Below are 20175 nucleotides of genomic sequence, written 5' to 3' on the forward strand. Positions count from 1 at the left end.
TAATGACCGTTCGCGCATTCTTTTGTGGAATTCTTTCAAGCATACTGCTGGTCCAACTATTGTCGATCGAGATCATTCCGATCGTGCCAAGCACACTACACGGAGCAATCGGAGAGCGTCTAGCAGAACTTGAAGACGCAATACGACCCTCCTTTCAACCGGCACGTTTTGTCGCTGCTAATGATACTAATGCTGATGCGCTCATTTTTGTGGGAGATGTCCTGCTTGCGCGTAATGTTGAATTCTTGATGGAAAGGAATGGTGCAGATTATCCATTCTCAGGCATACATTTCAGTGATTATGCTGTCAGTCCAATGGTTGTTGGTAATTTCGAGTCAGCTATTCCGATGGTACACAAACCAACTGAAATGCTCATGCTGAACTTTTCGGTTGATCCACAGTATCTCACAGTCGCGAGCAAAGCTGGATTTACCCATTTTTCAGTTGCTAACAATCACAGTTTTGACTTCGGCCTACACGATTTTGAAAATACTGTGTCGCAATTGGAGCAAGCACAACTTACTGCTTTTGGCCATCCGCGAGAGTTCACTGAACGATCAGTGACTTTCGTAACAATTGACAATACTACTGTTGCGCTCATTGCGCTCCATGCACTAGAGCGAAAACCGACTCAGGCAGAGCTGACAGCTATTTTTAATTACGCAAATACGCAAAGTGAGTATCAGTTTGTCTATGTTCACTGGGGAACCGAGTACAAAGAAACTAGTGATACGACGCAGCAAGCACTCGCTAAAGAGCTAGTCGAAGCTGGTGCAGATATGATTGTTGGACACCACCCACACGTTGTCCAGGAGATCGAACTCATCGACGCCGTGCCGGTATTCTATTCGCTTGGCAACTACATCTTTGATCAGTACGCTGATAAGGAGACTGTAGAAGGGCTCATGCTGCATGTAACACTAGAAGACACGCCCACTGTTTCACTTCTTCCTGTTACGAGTGAGACCACATTTTCACAACCGCACGGGATGAAGCAAGAAGATCATCAAGAATTTTTAGAAGAACTAGCCAAGAAGAGTACACCAGAGCTCTCTACGTATATACAGTCTGGTGTGCTACCGTTGAAGATCTCGGTTGCATCTTCATCAAAAATGGCTATGATTGAACGTGTAAATTCGTAAGTATGTTTAATAAATTTGAACTCATTGGAGCTGGTGTAAGTGTTTTCTTTATGGCTCTCGGTCTCTATCTGTTTCAGGCAGAGTCACTTCTTTTCAGCTCAGGTCCGGTTGGAGCACAATCCGCTCAGGCGATCGATGCACAGCCAGGCATCGTGGTGGTAGAGGCGTCTGACAATGTTGAGCAGGCACGAACGAACGCTTTTCTACAAGCAGCAAATGATCAAGGTAAACTAGCAAGTATGGTAATTGACGATGTAAAATTTGGAACAGGCGATGCAGTACAAGAGGGGGATGTGGTTGCAGTGCACTACATTGGAACACTCCAAAGCGGACAAGAATTTGATAACTCGCACAAGCGAGGAGCACCATTTGAATTCAAAGTTGGTGGCGGTCAAGTAATCGAAGGTTGGGATAAAGGACTAGTCGGCATGAAAGTAGGCGGACAGCGAATTCTCGTTATTCCACCAGCGATGGCCTATGGTGACTCTGGAGTTGGCCCGATCCCTGGTGGAGCAACGTTAGTCTTCTCGATTGAGCTAATGGAAATCAAGTAAAAATACTATCCTAGCGTGTCGTTCAGTCCTTCTGACGAGACTCTGGAGCCGAAGTGCTTGGTCTTTCGTCAGAAAGTCTTCGGCGAAGCGTCAATACCGGCCCGCAGAAGGCCGGTATGGTCGTCAGAAGAACTGAGCGACTAAGCGACCTATGAGTAATCCGATCACATTTGAAATTGAAAAACGTATTCCGGGCACGCTAGGGCGTGCTGGCGTAATTCATACACCACACGGGGACATCCAAACCCCAGCTTTTGTGGTAGTCGGCACAAAGGGTACGGTGAAAAGCATCAAACCAGAAGACGTGCGCGACTACGTAGGCAATCAAGTTGCCCTAGCCAATACATACCATCTCTTTCTGCAGCCGGGTGATGATGTGGTCAAGGAAGCGGGTGGACTCCATAAGTTTGCCAACTGGAACATGCCAACCATCACTGACAGTGGTGGGTTTCAGGTCTTTTCACTCGGCGCGGCCTTTGGAAAGGGTGTAACTAAATTCGCCAAAGGAGAAGTGTCTGAAAATCCTGAAAAGTCTGAGCTGAATGTCTACTCTAAGAAAATGGCAGAAGACCATGGCAAGCTCTGTGTGATCGATGAAGAAGGGGTGACCTTTACTTCACACCACGACGGCTCTATGCATCGCTTCACCGCTGAGCGCTCGATCGACATTCAGCATAATATCGGTGCCGATATCATCATTGCGTTTGATGAGTGCACCAGCCCAACGGCTGATAAGGACTATCAGCGCGAAGCGATGGATCGTACACACCGCTGGGCTAAGCGCAGTATTTTGGCGCACATGCGCAACCATGACGCGCTTAAGAAGCAAGGTCTCTACGGCGTCGTGCAAGGCGGGCGTCATCTCGACCTCCGTGCCGAAAGCGCCAAAATACTTGGCGCTATGGATTTTGCTGGCTTTGGAATTGGCGGTAGCTTCACTAAGGAAGATTTGGGTGAGGCTGTACAGGTAGTAAATGAGATCTTGCCGGAAGACAAGCCACGACATCTCCTTGGCATTGGCGAGCCAGAAGATATCACTGAGGGCGTAAAACTTGGCTGTGATACGTTTGACTGTGTCGCACCAACCCGCATTGCTCGCACCGGCACCATCTACGAGCGCACTAATGAAGGACATAAGCGTACAAACCTTTTAAATAGTAAATATCAACGCGACTTCAGCAAGCCGGATGAATCGTGTGACTGTTATGTGTGCCAGAACTACACCAAAGCCTACCTCGCACACCTCTTTCGCAGCCAAGAAATGCTGGGGCCACACCTCGCCAGCCTCCACAATCTCTATTACATAGTGAATTTTACAAAGCGTTTACGTGAGGAGATCATGCGCATGTAGGATTGCGTTTTTGTGAATTTGTGGCACTATCACGGTAGTTTTAACCAAGTAATGCGAGGAGGTACTCGTCATGCTTCCTCATATTTGGGAGCTCATTGAAAGTCACACTGACAAGCGATCTGTCATGCGGGCAGTAGCACAAGTGTGGGATAAAGGTTCGGCTGAATACGCTGATATCCAGGAAGCGTACTGTGATGCTTTTCGGGGGCATCGAGATCAGACACGCGATAGCGGTGAGCGCTACTTCAGACATGTGCTTGGAGTCGTGATCATCATTTTGTGCTGGCTCAAGATCCACGATGCTGATCTTATCATCGCAGCCTTTTTGCACGATCTGGTCGAAGACAAGCCACACCTGTGGACGCTTCGCAAGATCGAAGCTAAGTATGGCAAACGTGTCGCGAATCTCGTGCGTGCAGTGACCAAGCCAGAGTACTCACGCTACGGCGGCAAGACAGAACGGCACGCAGTTGCCACTGCTAACAAGGTGCGGATGGGGGGCAGGATTGCCATTATCCTCAAGTTGGCAGACAGGCTGCACAACATGCTCACCCTCTGGGGCACACCACGGAAGAAGCAAAGCAAGATACGGGAGACTACCATCTACTACTTGCCCATGGCGCATCAAGTTAAGCTGCTCTGGCGTGAGCTACACCTAGCGATCGCCGAGCAGATCAAGTCCGACCACATGTATGACAACGAAGACAGTGAAGTGGGTCACGACTTACTAGCCTAAACCGGGAGTATGGACACTCCCGGTTTTTTTATTTTCTAAGTGCTATACTTTTAATATGACTTGGTACAAAGTATCATTATTCGGATGGCTCTTCGCGCTACTGCATGTAGCATTAAGTTCGCTCATTGTGTATGGCCGTGTCACATACGATGTCGGGGAACCAGCGTACTATCTATATCGCGCTGCGTTTGGTATCCATATCTTTTTACTCTGTCTTTTTGTGTATGCACGCTATAAGAAAGAACGCATTTTTGCAAAAAAATAACAATCGTGGCTACACGATCATTGAGCTGCTGATCGTCATCAGTATCATTGCTATTCTTGCGAGCATTATTCTTCCCAAGCTAGGGGAAGCACGAGAATCAGCGCGTCTTGCTAGAGCGACACAAGAGCTAAGCTCAATTCACAAATCACTAGTGCAGTACCGTTCAAAATATGGTGAGTATCCAGCTGATACCAACCGTAATATCCCCCCTGGTCTAGAAGAGTTCCTCGGCCCTGGTATCTGGCCCGACGCAGCGTGGCCTGGCAGTGTGTTTGACTGGGACAATTGGGAAGACCCAGATGATCCATCAAAGCGGATCATGCAGGTCAGTATTCGTTTTTGCCCGATCGGACAACCTGCACAATGTAAGTTCCCAGACGCAGATTGGGCTGCTAGTTTTGATATCAATAGTGCAGTCTACTACTGTGTGGAAGGCGCTTGTCGTTCGCATCTTTCGAAGCCAATCAACCACCCAGGATACTGCGTAAACTGCCAGAATTAGCGCTGTTTCCACATTTACTCATTCACGCTATAGTAGCAAGGTGAAATTTGAGATCGCAACCGACAAGCAACCAGCCGGAGATCAACCGAAGGCGATCGAGGCGCTGGTACAGGGGATCAAAGCTGGTAATCGACACCAGACGCTTTTGGGAGTGACTGGCTCCGGTAAGACCTTTACCGCCGCAAACGTGATCCAGCAGATCCAGAAGCCAACCCTAGTGATCGCACACAACAAAACACTCGCAGCACAGCTGGCACAAGAGTACAAAGATTTTTTTCCAAACAATGCCGTACACTACTTCGTGTCGTACTACGATTACTACCAACCAGAGGCATACATGCCGACCAGTGATACCTATATCGAGAAGGAAGCGCAGATCAACGAAGAGATCGATCGACTTCGTCACGCCAGTACTCAAGCTCTTCTGACCCGAGAAGACGTGATCATTGTGGCGTCTGTCTCGTGCATCTACGGCCTGGGCTCTCCGGCAGAATATGAAAAGAAGCATTTGCGCATTGAACGTGGTTTCGAGACCACTCGCACTGACATGCTCCGAGTCCTGGTAGACATGTACTTCGAGCGCACCAATGCTGACCTCACTCCAGGACATTTTCGAGCAGTAGGGAACACAGTAGAGATCATGCCGACCAACGAGCGAGTTATTTATCGACTTGGCTTTTCTGGCAACAAGGTATCGAATATTACAAAAATTGACGGCGTTTCACGTTCGATCATCGATGAACCTGAGGTATTCTTCCTTTTTCCAGCCAAGCACTTCGTTACTCCAGAGGACGAACGAAAGGTCGCTATGGCTGACATCAAGCTTGAGCTTGATGAACAACTCAAATATTTCAAGAAGGAAGGGAAGATCCTTGAAGCTGAGCGTCTCAAACGACGAACCGAGCACGATCTCGCGCTGATTCGAGAGGTTGGGTACTGTAATGGTATCGAAAACTACTCGCGCCACTTCGACCGTCGTAAGGCCGGCGAAGCGCCATACACACTCCTTTCATACTTCCCACACAAGGAAGACGGTACGCCAGATTTCTTAACCATTATCGACGAATCACACGTGACGATTCCACAACTCAATGGTATGTACGCCGGCGACCAGTCACGCAAGAAGACATTGGTTGAATTTGGTTTCCGTCTCCCGAGCGCGGTCGACAACCGACCGCTCAAGTTCGCGGAGTTCGAAGAACGTGTCGGGCAACAAATCTACACTACCGCAACACCTGGCAAGTTTGAGCTGGCAGCACTTGAAAAAGAGGGTCTGAAGCCAATTGAGCAGATCATCCGCCCGACCGGACTGGTAGACCCCGAGATCGATGTGCGCGGGATCGTCGAGGAAGGTGAGTATCCAGGCCAAGTGAAGGACTTCATTGATGAGTCGGTAAAAGTGATCGGCAGGGGAGCGCGCGTGCTCGTAACCACACTCACGAAGCAAATGGCTGAAGACTTGGCAGAGTTTCTTGAAGAAAAGAACATCAAGACCAAGTATATTCATAGTGATGTGGAGACCATCGAACGGATTGAGATCTTGACCGACTTTCGAAAAGGGACCTTTGACTGCTTGGTCGGTGTGAACCTCCTGCGCGAGGGGCTCGACCTACCTGAAGTAGAGCTGGTTGCGATTCTCGATGCTGACAAAGCTGGGTTTCTCCGCAGCGAAACAGCCCTCATTCAGACCATTGGTCGTGCTGCTCGAAATGTAAACGGTCGGGTGATCCTCTACGCGGACGAGATAACTGATTCACTTGAATATGCGATCAGTGAGACAACACGTCGTCGTGAAATGCAGCTGACATACAACAAGGAACACGGGATCACACCAAAGACTATCGCTAAAGAGATCAAGTCGATTGCTGATCAACTCCGCACTGATCACGACGAGACGGTAGACACATTACTCAAGGTAGACATGGAGCTCTTTAGGAAAAACCCTAAGAAAGTCCTGAAAGAAAAGCGCCGACAGATGGAGGAAGCCGTAGCCATTTTAGACTTTGAAACAGCTGCCATCATTCGTGATGAGATCAAATACCTGGAAGAGCAGAATGCCAAGTAGTCTGTGAGTTACTAGCATGTAACGCCAAGGTTAGGTGCTATTATTTCATATATGTCAGTACTCAGTAACAAGCGCGTCCTTGTTGTGGACAGCGAAAGTGCGCAGTTAAGCGAAGTTGCTTCAATGCTCACTTCAGAAGGAGTGGAGGTGGAATCACTTCCTTGCAGCGAGGTTACCCCGGAGAAGGTTGCCGAGCTGGACATTGATCTGGTCCTACTAAATCACCTCCATGAAGGAGTCGCCTGCAACGACACTTTGGCTCTCCTCCGGAGCGTTGGTGTCACGGCTGTTATGCCGATCCTTGTGCAAGTTGATGATACGACAGAATCTATTCAAACCGCTCTCTCAAGCGGCGCAGCAGACTACACCACTCCAGACGAACCAGCAGCTTCAGTTATTCAGAAAATGCGTGCTATTTTTGACCAAGGAGACACCTTTGCTGGCAGTTCCGATATTGATATCACCCCAACTGAAACGACTGTTACAAAAACCGGTATCAGGGTGTATGTGGTTGAAGACGACCCACTACTACGAAATCTTCTCTCTGTGCGGATGGAGAAATCATCGTTCCCGTATGAATTCAGTGTGGATGGCTCTGGCGCGCTTGAGGCAATGCACCAATTTAAGCCTGACATCATCATTCTTGACCTTATGCTCCCAGGCAAAAGCGGATTCGAAGTCCTGCAGGAAGTCAAGGCTGACGAAATGCTTAAAGACGTGCCTGTGATCGTCTTTTCAAACAAGGATGGTCAGGAAGATCGTGCTCGAGCTAAACAACTCGGAGCTGCTGGTTTCTACGTGAAAGCCATGACCGATCTCTCAGAACTCATTGATAAAATAGCTGCACATGCAAAGGCATAAAAATACATATACCCATGCCGTCACCAAAGCAGACAAAAACAGTAAAAAAAACTACTCAAGCTGTAAAGAAAACAGCTAAAAAGTCTGCTCGCAAGTCAGTGCGAAAAGCAGCTCCAAAGAAAGCGGTTGCTAAAAAAACTGCTGTCAAAAAGGTTGCGTCAAAAAAGAAGAGTGTCCCGCAGCCTAAGCCTGAAGCAACTGCTAGCGATGCGGTCACATTACCATCAGCTGTGCCTCCAGCAGTGCTTTCAAAAAGCAACAGTATTAGAGAATTCGATCGGGACTTTCGACATGCTATGTATCTCATAGCTTATGTGAGCTCATTTTGTTTTATGCTTGTTGGCTCAACTATGCTTGCTTCTGGCGTTTTATCAACACACAACCTAGCACTTAAAGCAGAGACGATCAGCATCAGCACCACAACAGACGGAACGCTCAGTGAACCAACAAATCTTATACCACCACCGCACTTCGACCTCATGTCGCCGGTGCCAACCGCTGTCGACGAGCCATTCACCATAAAATTCTTGTTGCGTAGCACAGAAAATGTACGAGCATATTTAGTTTCTGCTCCTTTGGATTTCAGACATGAACTACCACTCAATGGAGTTACCACAGACACCTATAGCGTACTCATCCCATACGTAGAGCTTGAAAGAGGCTTTTACCGTGTTGTCGTGACCGGTAAGGCTCTCATTGATAATGAACTAGTCACTTTCGACACTCCAGTATTTGAAGTCGTGATTCCTGAGCCGACACCAGTTGAAGAAGTTGACAATTCTGGCACAGGCAATGCTGCAGACGGCACAAGCTCCACTGATGTTTCCACCGACGGCACGGACGCTGACGCTGTTGTACCAGACGTGACTGGCGCGACAGACACTACACTCGATGACACTCCGACCACTGATGCTGTTGATACTGTGCAAACCACAGATGACAACGCAACTGGATTGGTAGTAGTTGAAGATGAAGAACCAGCAGACGAACCAGAACCAGCAAAGCTTGACCTCAGAAAGAATTTCAGTGAGCCAGCTTCAGGCTTTGTGACATTAACTATTGACGCGCCTCTCGATCTCCGTTCCGTTGAGATATATGCTCGCAACCTCAAGTCAACTGAACGAACATTTGTTTCACTAGCATTCAAATCTACCAGTGGCTGGAAAGTGGTTTTTAATACAAAGAACTTTGCTAATGGTGAGTACGAGCTACACGCTGTCACACAAGCTGATGGAGTAAAGATCCTCTCGAACCCCGTTAAGGTAAAAATATACAACGCGCCAACGACCGTAACCAACACAGTAACTGAACCAGTGCTTGATGCTGCACTCAAAACAAACGGCACAGAACCAACTTCTGAACCATTTCCTGTTTCTGTCACTGAACCAAAACTAATCGAAGAACCAAAGGTTCGTGAGTTTATTACTGTTGAAACAGAATCTGAGGACTCAGCGAAAAAAGCAGAGAAACTTTCGACAGAAACATTACAACCTCGCACAACAACAAACCCACTAACGCAGGTCGAACGTGACGCGGACACACTCCTGCGAACAAACTCTACCGACCTCAATACATTACTGAAGAACTATGCTTCAGCTAAGCAATCAGGTGACCAGATCTTGATCGACGCGGCAAAGAAAGCATTGGCAGAAAAGCGTGAATCACTAATCCAAAACACCGTAGCGTCTGAGGAGGGAGCTTCTCTTGTGTCGGAACTGAGTGTAAAAGTAACAGAGCGCATCGAAGACCTCCAAAACCGTATCGATACCTTCGAACAACTTAGAAAGGATCGTTCAGCGGGAGAAACTGCCACTGACAGCGATGGTGATGGTATATCAGATATCGACGAACGTACGCTATACGGCACTGACCCAAATACTAACGACAGCGATGGTGATGGTATTGCTGACGGTATTGAGATCATGCGTGGATACAACCCAAAGGATGCATCTGCCGAAGCGATCATCGAATTTGAGTCACCAAAAGAAACGATTGGCGTCGAACGTGAAGAAGAGCTCATCGTGAAGGAAGTTGCGCCTGTTGTAGCAGTGGAAAACAACAACACTGACCGACGGGTACAAACTGAGATTCGAGGACAAGCTTTACCAAACAGCATCGTCACTCTATACATCTTTAGCGCTCCGACTGTGGTCACGGTGCGTACTGATGCAGACGGAGCGTTTGTCTACACCTTTGACAAGGAGCTTGAGGACGGTGAGCATGATGTGTACGTAGCGGTTACAGACAACGCCGGTGCCATCGTGGCGCAAAGTAAGCCATTTAGGTTTGTGAAGGAAGCTCAAGCGTTCACACCAGTAGACGCAGCTGAAGCTGGTGTCGTAACCGTTGATTCTGTTACGACCCCAAGCACAAAGCCGTACAATGCCGTAGTTGGTATGGGCATTCTAGCCTTTGGTATTATCCTACTCATGCTCGGCATCAGCCTTCGAACCAAAGACGAGACAGATACCCCCGACTCATCAGACACTAACGATAGTGAGCCTGTCGTCACCGAAGCTCCCGTACTGATTGCACGCAAAGCTGATCAGCCAGCATGATCTCAGAAACACTCACTGTCCTTGAACGAGGACTGAAGATCATGAAGTCAAACTCACGAATGGTGCTCGTTGCCATTTTAGTATTCGTGTTTCCACTGATCTTCGTATGGGTGACACAAAATTTCTTCGCAACAGCATACGACAACATCGACACCGCTGAAAAGAAGCGAGTTGCGATGCTGCACGACACTATTGCTGCAGTCTTGCAGACACCAGGATACCAGGATGAGCTTTTAAGCAATCTCATCAATTACTACGGTGCAGAAAATCCAGATATTACTAAGGTTAGAATCCTTAAAGTCACTGAGAGTGGTTTACTTATCACACACGCACTACGTGAAGACCTGATCAATAGTTACGATGAGTCCACCGCTACATTTGAAACGCTTCCGGGTGCAGTTAAAAGTGGCCCCGTTATTGTGCCACTGCAAATTGACGGTGTTCGTGTCTGGCAAGTCTTCAGGCAAGTGCAGACCGATACAGTCGATTACTATGTCTTTTCAGAACATAGCTTCAGCATGATCGATGCGGTAATGGCTGCTCGACGACAAGAATCCTACTATGGACTTACCGCAATATTCTTATTTTTGATCGCGCTCGCATATTGGATCAACCGCCAAACGCACTGGAGCGTTGAACACAGCAAACTACAGACTCAACTACGAGACCGAGACCTCTTCTCCAACATGATCGCACATGAGTTCCGCGCACCGCTCACTGCCATTAAGGGCTATGCGAGTTTCTTGCAAGAATCTGAGTCAATTGAGGCAACAGACAAACGCTATGTGAGTAACATTCGAACTTCAGCTGAACGATTAGTAGCACTCGTTAATGACTTCCTTGAAGTGGCTCGTCTGCAATCTGGAAAAATGGATCTACAAATGGAGACGATCGACGTCAGAAAGGTAGTGATCGCAGTGGCAGAAGACTTGAAGCCAACAGCTACAGAAAAGGGATTATCTCTAACGTACAAGCCAGGAACTAAGCCACTCCCAGTCTCTACGGACAAGAATCGACTCACTCAAGTTCTGATCAACATCGTAAATAACGCTATCAAGTACACAAATGAAGGATCAGTTGAATTAAGCGTCCAAGAAGAAAGAGAGCGAGTGATCATACGTGTCATGGACACCGGTATGGGCATCAGTGCAGAAGACCAGAAAAAGCTGTTTGCTCCATTCGAACGAGTCGGAAATGTCGAACAAACTGCCACAACGGGAACTGGTCTTGGTATGTACATTACAAAAAAGCTTATTGAGCTTTTGGGTGGCACTATCGGTGTCGAGTCTATCAAGGGAGTCGGTTCACATATCGTACTGTCCTTGCCGCTAGAGTAATTGCACCTAAGTCCAGTATCTGTATAATGACCAATACCAACCTTCGCCCACACGCGGAGGCCTATGTATATGCCTACACCAAAGAAAAAACCACAGACTAAGACCAAATGGGAGGAAGGAAACAGCGTCGATGGCGGGAAGATCATTGTACGTGGCGCGCGCACCCACAACCTCAAGAACATTGATGTCGAGATGCCACGTGGCAAAATGATCGCTATCACCGGCCCCTCTGGTTCCGGTAAGTCATCGCTTGCATTTGATACTATTTTTGCCGAAGGACAGCGCCGGTATGTCGAGTCACTTTCGCCGTATGCACGACAGTTTCTTAACAAAATGCAGAAGCCTGATGTTGATGAGATCTCTGGTCTCTCACCAGCTATTTCAATCGACCAAAAATCTGCCTCACGCAACCCACGATCAACTGTCGCAACTATCACTGAGATCTACGACTATCTTCGTATCGTCTATGCGCGCATTGGACAACCATACTGTATCGACGTCGATGTACCGATCCAAAAGCTCTCACAAGACGAGATCCTCGGCATTGTACTTAAGTCTATCGAAGACAGGGAAGTGAAGGCAGCAACCAAGAAGCAGTCAGAAAAAGTCCTCGGTATCGAGGTTTCAAAAGGCCGTGTCTCGATCTTTGCGCCGGTGGTGGTTGGTCGAAAGGGTGAATACTACCAGATGCTCTACGATCTGCTCGGCAAGGGATATGAAACAGTGAAAATCGATGGGGAAGTGAAGCAGCTCCGCGAGAAGATCGTACTCACCAAAACCAAACGACACGACATCGATGTCCTGATCGACGAGATCTATGTCAGTGAATTCACCGACGATCCAAAAGGCTCACGAGAGCGCCTCTCAGAGGCCGTAGAATTGGCTCTGATGGAAGCAAATGGCATGGTCAAGATCGAAAGTCCAGACGGCTCAGAACGCACACTTTCAGCCAAGTTCACCTGTCCGGTAGACGGATCATCCTTCCCAGAAGTAGAGCCACGTCTCTTTTCATTCAACTCACCATACGGAGCATGTCCCGAATGTAACGGTCTCGGGGTGGTTGGCATTTTCCAGTCAGACGAATGTCCGGTGTGTAACGGTGCCCGTCTCCGTAAGGAAGCACTTCGCGTGTACCTTGGTGGCGATGACAAGAAAGATCTCGGAGTGAACATCGTAGACTTCACCAAACTTACAGTAAGTGAAGCAGCGAACTTCGTTGCAAATCTCAAGCTCAGCAAGAAGCAAGAGGAAATTGCCTGGCCAGCACTACGTGAGGTGATCGAGCGACTGGACTTCATGAAGGATGTAGGTATCGAGTACCTCACGCTTGATCGCCGCGCGAATACACTTTCAGGTGGCGAAGCACAGCGTATCCGACTCGCCTCGCAGCTTGGTTCTGGGCTTGTAGGCGCACTCTACGTACTCGACGAACCATCGATTGGACTTCACCAGCGTGATAACGACAAGCTGATCAAAACGCTTCAGGAACTACGCGATCTCGGCAATACCATCGTGGTAGTAGAACACGATGAGGACACGATCTATGCTTCAGATTATCTGGTGGATATCGGCCCGGGTGCTGGTGTGCACGGCGGTAGTGTGATCGTCGCTGATCATCTCGATAAGCTGCTGAGTGCAAAAACGAATCAATCAAAGTCGATCACGCTCGACTACCTTCGCGGTGATAAAAAGATCGAAGTTCCTGAACGGCGTACGAGTGAAAAGGGAAAGATTCAGATCAAAGGCGGAAAAGCCTTCAACATTAAGAACATGAATGTCGACGTGCCACTCGGTCGTTTTGTGTGTATCACTGGGGTGTCGGGTTCTGGAAAGTCGACTTTCATGTACGAAATTCTTGACCGCAATCTCAAGGCTCGGCTCGAGAAGCGCTACCGCACCGCCAAGACCTTCAACTGCTCATCGATCACTGGCACTGAGTACCTTGGTCGTTCGATCTTGATCGACCAATCTCCAATCGGTCGCACGCCACGCTCAAACCCAGCTACGTACACTGGGGCTTTTACACATATCCGTGATCTCTTTGCTGCCACCAGTGAAGCTCGAGCGCGCGGTTGGAAACCGGGACGTTTTAGCTTCAACGTAAAAGGAGGACGTTGTGAAGCCTGTCAGGGCAATGGAGTAATTGCAGTTGAAATGCACTTCTTGCCAACCGTGTATGTAACTTGTGATGTCTGTGATGGTACGCGCTTCACCAAGGAAACCCTCGAGGTGTACTACAAGGGTAAAAATATTCACGACGTGCTCCACATGACCATTGAGGATGCGCATGAGTTCTATATTGACGTGCCTGCGATTCAGGAGCGTTTGAAATCACTACTCGATGTTGGCCTTGGGTACTTAGAGCTTGGTCAAAGTGCTACAACACTCTCGGGCGGGGAAGCGCAACGCGTAAAAATCGCCTCTGAGCTTTATCGGCCACATACGCAAAAAAGTATCTACTTACTCGACGAACCAACTGTGGGTCTGCACTACGAGGACGTCAAAAAGCTTATCGAGATTCTCCAACAGCTGGTAAACCACGGCAATACCGTGGTAGTGATCGAACACAACCTCGACTTTATTAAGAGCGCTGACTACATCATTGATATCGGTCCTGAAGGCGGTGCTGGCGGCGGTCAAATCGTCGCAAAAGGCACACCAGAAGAAGTGGCTGAAAACGAGAAGTCACACACAGGACGATACTTAAAGAAGATATTGTAAAAAGAAAAAAGCGGCCACAGTTGTGGCCGCTTTGAATATGCGGGACATCACGCCAAGCTTGCTCGTTCACCGAGAGAACCGGGAGCAGCATTTTCTTGCTCGAGTTCGACGATCACTTGCTGGATCAACCGCAAAGCCTCCTTTGCAACCAGCAACTCGTCCCAGCGCGGATCATTCGATCCGATTGGAGGCTGAGTCACTGTCAACCCATAAGGATTGCCCGGGGTCGGTAGCGACACACCACTGTCTTTAGGGTATTCACCGTAGAAGAAGTGGAAGACATGCATCCAGAAACCATGCTCATGAACGTTTTTCTTGTTCATAAGTTGACGGTTTTGAAGCAAGAACTCTCGCAGCTGTTTCTTGGTTTCGTCCTGCAATTTTCTCTTTTTCTCCTTTGCTATCCTCGTAGTCATCGTGCACCTCCGTAACTACGCTGCAGATTCAATTTTGAGTAACTGTTCTAGACTTTAATTGTAGCAGCTTCTGCAAAAAATTATGGCAGTTATGCACCTGTGATGACATCTGCTATAGTCATTTCTATGAATAAGGAAAGCCTGCAAAAGAAAAAACTGCCAGATACGCCAGGTGTGTACTTCTTTCTAGGCGCCCGAAAAAAGATTCTCTACATAGGCAAGGCAACCTCACTACGCAATCGAGTACGCAGCTACTTTACTGACGATATCAAGGAAAAACGCTCTGAACTGATTGAGAAAATGGTAGCCGAAGCCAAGACGGTTGAATGGACAGAAACGGACAGCGTGCTCGAAGCACTTATTCTCGAGACCAACCTCATCCGTACCCACAAACCGCACTACAATACCCGAAGCAAGGATGATAAAAGCTACAACCATCTTGTGATCACCAACGAGGAGTGGCCGCGTGTGCTGGTGGTGCGAGGTAAAGACCTGACAGAATCCTTTACTGAGAAAGAGATAAAGTATGAGTTCGGGCCATTTCCGAGCGGGATGTTATTTCGCGAAGCACTCAAGATCGTACGTCGACTGTTTAAATTTTACGATACTAAAGCACCCGTCGGAAAAGAGAAGACAAAGCTAGCGAAAGGACGGATCGACTTCAACCGACAGATCGGACTCTATCCTGACCAACAATCTAAAACTGAGTACCGCAAGACGATCCGCCACATCAAACTCTTTTTTCAAGGAAAGAAGCAGCTAGTCATCAAAGAACTCGAGAAAGAGATGATGCAGCTTGCAAAAGCTGAGAGGTTCGAGAAAGCTCAAGTGATCAAGGGTCGTATTTTTGCGCTGCAGCACATTCAAGATATTGCCCTCATCAAAGATGACTCTCGTGTCTACCGCGACGAAAAACGCATCAGGATCGAAGCCTATGACATTGCACATTTACAGGGGACAGATATGGTGGGGGTGATGACCGTGGTGGAAGGCGGCGAGCCAGCCAAGAGTGAGTATCGGCAATTTAAGATCAGGACGCTCGACGACGCGAACGATCCAGCAGCACTCAGTGAAGTGCTGGCTCGCCGCCTCAAGCACCCCGAATGGCCATTTCCACAACTGATCGTGGTCGACGGCTCAACGGCGCAGAAAAATGCAGCAGAACGCACCTTGAAAGCCACTGGCTTTCATATTCCAGTAGTGGCGGTCGTCAAAGACGACCGCCACAAACCGATCCGCCTAATCGGCCAGAAGAGCCTCCTAGAGCTTCACCAGCAATCCATCCTCCTAGCCAATGCAGAATCACACCGTTTTGCAGTGAACTTCCATCGTGCTAGGCGCAGTAAAAAACTTCGCTCGTAACCAATCTGCTATACTGTCGGTTCTAATGCAGTAACTATGAGTACAAAAGACATGACAATCGGATTTATCGGGCAAGGCTGGATCGGTAAGCATTATGCGGACGACTTTGAGCGACGCGGCTACAAGACCGTACGCTATGCCCTAGAAGAACCATACCGCGAAAATAAAGATAAGATCGCAAGCTGTGAAGTGACACTCATTGCAGTACCAACCCCAACCACTCCAGACGGTTTTGACGATTCGATCCTCCGTGATTCACTAAGCAACATTGGCAAAGGCAAGACGGCAGTCATCAAATCAACCACTTTACCGGGTGTAGTTGAAGAGCTCCAAGACGCCTTCCCAGACATCATTGTGCTCCACAGCCCAGAATTCCTTGCCGAGAAGACTGCGGCCTACGATGCCTCAAACCCAAATCGTAACATCGTCGGCATTCCAAAGGACACTCCTGAACACAAGCGAGCTGCTCAGACTGTACTGGAAGTACTTCCAAATGCACCATACGAGACCATCATGACCTCTCGCGAGTCCGAACTCGTAAAGTACGCTGGTAACTGTTTCTTGTATACAAAGGTGATCTTCATGAACACGCTATATGATGCAGTCACCAAAGCTGGTGGAGACTTTGAAGTGGTTCGGCGTGCCCTTATTCACGATCCGCGCGTAGGAGAAAGTCATACTAAGCCGATCCACACGAGCGGTCACATTAACCAAGCAGACGAAGTACAACGTGGCGCAGGCGGCCATTGTTTCATCAAGGATTTTGAGGCCTTTCGCCGTTTCTACGAAACAATTGCTGGTGATGAAGCTGGACACGCAATGCTTACCAAAATGGCTGAGTACAACAATGCACTTCTGCGAAAGTCACAAAAGGACCTCGATCTTCTCGAGGGTGTCTATGGGAGTGGAGTGCTTGATCACGAGCACAAGCTCTAGTGCTATACTTTACATATAGTTATGAAAAGAGTTGCAGTACTTCGAGGCGGCCCGAGTGAAGAATATGCTGTCTCAATGGAAACAGGAAAGGGGGTTTTAAATGCGCTTCGCGGCCTCCAATATCCAACGAGAGATATAGTTATCACAAGGCAAGGTGAATGGCTGTACGACGGTATTGTACGCACCCCACAACAGCTCCTTGAGGGTATTGATGTCGTTTTTATTGCGCTACATGGACACTACGGAGAAGATGGGCAAGTGCAGCGTATTTTAGAGCGAAACAATATTCCATTCACCGGCAGCCGCTCTCTACCTTCAGCGATCGCATTCAACAAAGAACTCACCAAGCGAACCCTACAGTCGCACGGTATCGCCATGCCAAGACATCGTCGCTTTGGGCGTGAAGAGGTAGACAATATTGCAGAAGCGGTTCCACAGATCGTCAGCGACATTGGAAAAGAGCTTTTTGTAAAGCCTATCGCAAGCGGATCCTCTGTTGGCGCTTACTATGTACCTAATCAGGAACGCCTTCATACAGTCCTTGAAGAACTCTTACAACAACACGAGCAGGTTCTTATTGAAGAATTTATTCGTGGTCGAGAGGCGACAGTCGGTGTGCTTAACGATTTTCGTAATGAGTCTCTCTACATACTTCCAGTTGTGGAGATCGTTCCGCCAAACGGTAAACCGCTCTTTTCTTACGATGATAAATACAATGGACAAACTGAAGAGATAGTCCCAGGCAGATTCACCTACCACGAGAAATCAAAGCTCGGCGAGATAGCTGCACTGGTGCACGATGTGATCGAGTGTCAAAACTACTCACGAAGTGACTTCATCGTACGCAACGGCGAAGTCTACTTCCTTGAGGTAAATACGCTTCCAGGACTCACATCTGAATCACTATTCCCAAAGGCAGCTGCTGCCATTGGTCTTGAGTACCCTCAGCTGATCCAGCATCTGGTCGAAACTGCACAAGTGTAGTAAAACGCCTTGACTTACAGAGGAGGGGACAGTAATATAGTGCGCACTTGAGGAGGTAGTGGCCAGTAAGCAAAGCTTTCTGCCCCTGCGTTCACAGGTATCATGCTCAGATGTGTACGCAAGCAAAGCTTGCTAAAACAAATTCTGGTGCAAAAATTAAATGCGAGCATTGAATTTTTGCACCATAATTTGTTTTTCATCTAAGCATTCCCAATTCACTTGGGCCAGTAGCTCAGTTGGCTAGAGCGCCTCATTTGCACTGAGGAGGCCGGGGGTTCGAGTCCTCTCTGGTCCACATATTCGAAAACTGTCACAGCTTGTCTGTGGCAGTTTTTGGATATGTGCTAGAGGACTCGAAAAGGTTAGTCAGATATTTTGGAGCTTGCGAACAAAATATCGACAACCTGCACAGATTCTGTAAGAATCGAGTCCTCTCTGGTCCACAGTTAAGTAAAGCTTTACACCTCGAAAAAGTTTTTATAAGATATCAGGAGCGTCGGTCTTTGAACGTCAGACGTGAAGAGGTGCCAGAATTTACGAATTCTGGCTGTCCGCGGGGCCACCATTTAATGTGGCCCCGTTTCAATTTTAAAATTATGACAAAAGAACAGCTAGACGCAGCTAACCCCGAAGAGGTACTACTCGTAGACATTAGAGAAAGCGAGGAACTTCTCATGCAGCCGCCGTTATCTGGCGCAGTACATATTCCGATGGGTAATATTATCCGAGAAGCAGAAGATGGAAATCTGCCGAAAGATAAAACTATTGTGACCATCTGTCGCAGCGGAGGACGTTGCCAAGTCACCAATGAAGCACTCAGCAAGCTTGGCTATAAGACAGACCTGCTTGAAGGTGGCATGATGAGTATATAAAAAGCCCGGCAAGCCGGGCAGAGATGGGTGACACAACCTATTGATAATCGCGATCGTAATCACGAGGTCTGGCTGCATCCAGCGAATCAAACTCACGATGATCATCGACCATCTTGGATGTCTTATCTTCAAAGAACAGGATCACCCCGCTACCAGGCTGCGCTCTCACTACCCGTACACGTTGTGTCTCACCATCAAAATCGTCCTCCAGTCGTTTCATCAACCTCTCCCCAATGCAATATGATGCACGCATACTGTACCACAGCTCAAAGCCAAAGAAACGCTTGGAATCACAGTTTTCATCTGATAGAATCTCGTGGCAACAACGGGCCATTAGCTCATCCGGTAGAGCGCATCCATGGCATGGATGAGGCGAGCGGTTCGAGTCCGCTATGGTCCACCGATAGAAAAAGCCGGCTTGTGGCCGGCTTTTGTGTTTGCTGAGGATCACCCAGACTATTTATTTTCTGCATGGAAATGCATCAGTATCCGATATGTAGCGATTGGGCAGGGCTTATGGTGGCCTGTGGTCCATTCAAAGCAGAGGCGGTGAGCATGCTCGTTTCTACATTGCAGTGTATTCCTCATGAGAATCACTTGCCGAAGACTGGTAAGGAACTGAGTAAATAAAAATTCCGGCTTGTGGCCGGTTCTTGTTTTCATCTACTTTTGACGTAAGTGCAACAAACCGGCCTAGGTGATTCCTAGGACGAACAGCACGACAATGTTTTTGCGAACTGCTTGTTGCATATCCTGATTATATGAAAAGCCTGCCACCTGACAAGTGACAGACCTGTGCATAAGTGTTCTAGACTAGCCGATAAGCTCTTTGAGTTTGGTGTACGTATCGAGATGATCTTCAACTGACACTGTCTCGATCACTCCGATCACAGCTTCATCATTCCCACCAGGATACAAGCCATCGCCATAGTAGACACAGTCATTTTTATCCCAGCCCTTTAGATCTATCAACTTCTGTACATTCGTCCCCTTATGCCGATCTTTGTGAATGTAGTCAAAACTGGTTGAACCGCCGATCTTTACCACAAGATCGTTTGATTCAAATGGTACTTTTTCAATGAGTGCATCGCGCTTCTTTCGGTCAGGATCATATGTCATCTTGACCTCAACTGGCGCTGTGTTACCAATCGGACTGAAGGTGATCTGGGCCCCACGATCCTCGATCGGATCCCATTCGAGATTAAGATCGTGGTCGAGAATATTCACAATAGCATCAATATGCGCCATGATCTCAGCTCGATGTGATTCATCAAGTGGTACATTCCACAATTCCGCACCGTCTACATCAACTGCATGATTTCCGTTCTGACCAAGCACTACCGCATGCAGGTTATTACTTTGCCACTTGATCTTTTCTACATCTTGACCAGAGACAATCACAATATCCTGTGGAAGGGAAGAAAGAAGCTCGAACATCTCAGGCAAGATCGGTTGACGAGCCGGTGCAATGGTCTTATCCATATCAAAGAAAAGGTGTTTGTATTTCATGATG

General features: G+C 48.0%; 18 protein-coding genes and 2 tRNA genes. 17 read left to right on the forward strand and 3 right to left on the reverse strand.

Translation table 11 applies throughout. From position 1 onward, the window contains the following. Positions 1–2 precede the first annotated feature (2 nt). The 10 genes from H6786_01045 (at position 3) to uvrA (ending at position 14092) form a co-directional block, all read left to right on the forward strand. Positions 3–1142 (forward strand): CapA family protein, encoded by a 1140-nt coding sequence (locus H6786_01045; GenBank protein MCB9815957.1) that lies wholly within the window; start codon positions 3–5, stop codon positions 1140–1142. 2 nt (positions 1143–1144) lie between these two features. Beyond that, positions 1145–1696 (forward strand): FKBP-type peptidyl-prolyl cis-trans isomerase, encoded by a 552-nt coding sequence (locus H6786_01050; GenBank protein MCB9815958.1) that lies wholly within the window; start codon positions 1145–1147, stop codon positions 1694–1696. 151 nt (positions 1697–1847) lie between these two features. After that, positions 1848–3047 carry a tRNA guanosine(34) transglycosylase Tgt gene (gene tgt / locus H6786_01055; GenBank protein MCB9815959.1) on the forward strand — a complete coding sequence of 400 codons (1200 nt, stop codon included), beginning with the start codon at positions 1848–1850 and terminating at the stop codon, positions 3045–3047. A 70-nt stretch (positions 3048–3117) separates the two neighbouring features. Next, positions 3118–3783: an HD domain-containing protein gene (locus H6786_01060; protein MCB9815960.1), complete on the forward strand. Its 666-nt coding sequence runs from the start codon at positions 3118–3120 to the stop codon at positions 3781–3783. Between the two features lie 224 nt (positions 3784–4007). Continuing rightward, positions 4008–4550 carry a prepilin-type N-terminal cleavage/methylation domain-containing protein gene (locus tag H6786_01065; GenBank protein ID MCB9815961.1) on the forward strand — a complete coding sequence of 181 codons (543 nt, stop codon included), beginning with the start codon at positions 4008–4010 and terminating at the stop codon, positions 4548–4550. Beyond that, the gene (gene uvrB, locus H6786_01070) at positions 4546–6615 is read left to right on the forward strand and encodes an excinuclease ABC subunit UvrB (protein ID MCB9815962.1); all 2070 of its coding nucleotides are present in this window, start codon (positions 4546–4548) and stop codon (positions 6613–6615) included. Before H6786_01065 ends, uvrB begins: the two co-directional genes overlap by 5 nt. A gap of 51 nt (positions 6616–6666) precedes the next feature. Beyond that, entirely contained in the window at positions 6667–7476 is an 810-nt protein-coding gene (locus tag H6786_01075) for a response regulator (GenBank protein ID MCB9815963.1), read from the forward strand. 14 nt (positions 7477–7490) lie between these two features. Next, positions 7491–10034: a hypothetical protein gene (locus tag H6786_01080; protein ID MCB9815964.1), complete on the forward strand. Its 2544-nt coding sequence runs from the start codon at positions 7491–7493 to the stop codon at positions 10032–10034. After that, positions 10031–11371, forward strand: a complete 1341-nt coding sequence (locus H6786_01085; GenBank protein MCB9815965.1) for a HAMP domain-containing histidine kinase — start codon at positions 10031–10033, stop codon at positions 11369–11371. Before H6786_01080 ends, H6786_01085 begins: the two co-directional genes overlap by 4 nt. Before the next feature lie 69 nt (positions 11372–11440). After that, positions 11441–14092 (forward strand): excinuclease ABC subunit UvrA, encoded by a 2652-nt coding sequence (gene uvrA / locus H6786_01090; protein ID MCB9815966.1) that lies wholly within the window; start codon positions 11441–11443, stop codon positions 14090–14092. A gap of 47 nt (positions 14093–14139) precedes the next feature. Here uvrA and H6786_01095 read toward each other — a convergent pair whose 3' ends face one another. Further along, positions 14140–14472 carry a hypothetical protein gene (locus H6786_01095; protein MCB9815967.1) on the reverse strand — a complete coding sequence of 111 codons (333 nt, stop codon included), beginning with the start codon at positions 14470–14472 and terminating at the stop codon, positions 14140–14142. Positions 14473–14634: 162 nt separating this feature from the next. Here H6786_01095 and H6786_01100 point away from each other — a divergent pair, with 162 nt between their 5' ends. The 5 genes from H6786_01100 to H6786_01120 all read left to right on the forward strand — a co-directional run bounded on the left by H6786_01100 (position 14635) and on the right by H6786_01120 (position 18662). Continuing rightward, a complete protein-coding gene (locus H6786_01100; GenBank protein MCB9815968.1) occupies positions 14635–15870 on the forward strand; it encodes a GIY-YIG nuclease family protein in 1236 nt (411 codons plus the stop codon). A gap of 51 nt (positions 15871–15921) precedes the next feature. Beyond that, a complete protein-coding gene (locus H6786_01105) occupies positions 15922–16806 on the forward strand; it encodes a hypothetical protein (protein MCB9815969.1) in 885 nt (294 codons plus the stop codon). 21 nt (positions 16807–16827) lie between these two features. Beyond that, positions 16828–17790: a D-alanine--D-alanine ligase gene (locus tag H6786_01110; GenBank protein MCB9815970.1), complete on the forward strand. Its 963-nt coding sequence runs from the start codon at positions 16828–16830 to the stop codon at positions 17788–17790. Positions 17791–18011: 221 nt separating this feature from the next. Next, positions 18012–18085: transfer RNA gene (locus tag H6786_01115), tRNA-Ala, on the forward strand. Positions 18086–18386: 301 nt separating this feature from the next. After that, a complete protein-coding gene (locus tag H6786_01120) occupies positions 18387–18662 on the forward strand; it encodes a rhodanese-like domain-containing protein (protein MCB9815971.1) in 276 nt (91 codons plus the stop codon). Positions 18663–18699: 37 nt separating this feature from the next. Here H6786_01120 and H6786_01125 read toward each other — a convergent pair whose 3' ends face one another. Next, entirely contained in the window at positions 18700–18882 is a 183-nt protein-coding gene (locus tag H6786_01125) for a hypothetical protein (GenBank protein ID MCB9815972.1), read from the reverse strand. Positions 18883–18989: 107 nt separating this feature from the next. On the opposite strand from H6786_01125, the gene H6786_01130 reads away from it, so the two are divergent. Together H6786_01130 and H6786_01135 are read left to right on the forward strand one after the other, a co-directional pair. Beyond that, positions 18990–19062, forward strand: a tRNA-Ala gene (locus H6786_01130). Positions 19063–19133: 71 nt separating this feature from the next. Further along, positions 19134–19292, forward strand: coding sequence for a hypothetical protein (locus tag H6786_01135; GenBank protein ID MCB9815973.1), 159 nt, complete (start codon positions 19134–19136; stop codon positions 19290–19292). Positions 19293–19475: 183 nt separating this feature from the next. Here the strand turns inward: H6786_01135 and H6786_01140 are convergent, their stop codons facing one another. Beyond that, on the reverse strand, positions 19476–20171 hold the full coding sequence (locus H6786_01140) for an HAD-IIB family hydrolase (protein MCB9815974.1): 696 nt from the start codon (positions 20169–20171) through the stop codon (positions 19476–19478). Positions 20172–20175 lie beyond the last annotated feature (4 nt).

The organism is Candidatus Nomurabacteria bacterium, from assembly GCA_020632075.1.
Classification (GTDB): domain Bacteria; phylum Patescibacteriota; class Minisyncoccia; order Phycocordibacterales; family UBA918; genus OLB19.

What these genes read in the sequence shown, in the direction of transcription:
- H6786_01135 (MCB9815973.1), top strand. Translation starts at nt 19,134, where the DNA reads ATGGAAATGCATCAGTATCCGATATGTAGCGATTGGGCAGGGCTTATG.
- H6786_01075 (MCB9815963.1), top strand. Translation starts at nt 6,667, where the DNA reads ATGTCAGTACTCAGTAACAAGCGCGTCCTTGTTGTGGACAGCGAAAGT.
- H6786_01080 (MCB9815964.1), top strand. Translation starts at nt 7,491, where the DNA reads ATGCCGTCACCAAAGCAGACAAAAACAGTAAAAAAAACTACTCAAGCT.
- H6786_01060 (MCB9815960.1), top strand. Translation starts at nt 3,118, where the DNA reads ATGCTTCCTCATATTTGGGAGCTCATTGAAAGTCACACTGACAAGCGA.
- H6786_01045 (MCB9815957.1), top strand. Translation starts at nt 3, where the DNA reads ATGACCGTTCGCGCATTCTTTTGTGGAATTCTTTCAAGCATACTGCTG.
- H6786_01140 (MCB9815974.1), bottom strand. Translation starts at nt 20,171, where the DNA reads ATGAAATACAAACACCTTTTCTTTGATATGGATAAGACCATTGCACCG.
- H6786_01105 (MCB9815969.1), top strand. Translation starts at nt 15,922, where the DNA reads ATGACAATCGGATTTATCGGGCAAGGCTGGATCGGTAAGCATTATGCG.
- H6786_01050 (MCB9815958.1), top strand. Translation starts at nt 1,145, where the DNA reads ATGTTTAATAAATTTGAACTCATTGGAGCTGGTGTAAGTGTTTTCTTT.
- H6786_01085 (MCB9815965.1), top strand. Translation starts at nt 10,031, where the DNA reads ATGATCTCAGAAACACTCACTGTCCTTGAACGAGGACTGAAGATCATG.
- H6786_01120 (MCB9815971.1), top strand. Translation starts at nt 18,387, where the DNA reads ATGACAAAAGAACAGCTAGACGCAGCTAACCCCGAAGAGGTACTACTC.
- uvrA (MCB9815966.1), top strand. Translation starts at nt 11,441, where the DNA reads ATGCCTACACCAAAGAAAAAACCACAGACTAAGACCAAATGGGAGGAA.
- H6786_01100 (MCB9815968.1), top strand. Translation starts at nt 14,635, where the DNA reads ATGAATAAGGAAAGCCTGCAAAAGAAAAAACTGCCAGATACGCCAGGT.
- H6786_01110 (MCB9815970.1), top strand. Translation starts at nt 16,828, where the DNA reads ATGAAAAGAGTTGCAGTACTTCGAGGCGGCCCGAGTGAAGAATATGCT.
- tgt (MCB9815959.1), top strand. Translation starts at nt 1,848, where the DNA reads ATGAGTAATCCGATCACATTTGAAATTGAAAAACGTATTCCGGGCACG.
- H6786_01125 (MCB9815972.1), bottom strand. Translation starts at nt 18,882, where the DNA reads ATGAAACGACTGGAGGACGATTTTGATGGTGAGACACAACGTGTACGG.
- H6786_01065 (MCB9815961.1), top strand. Translation starts at nt 4,008, where the DNA reads ATGCACGCTATAAGAAAGAACGCATTTTTGCAAAAAAATAACAATCGT.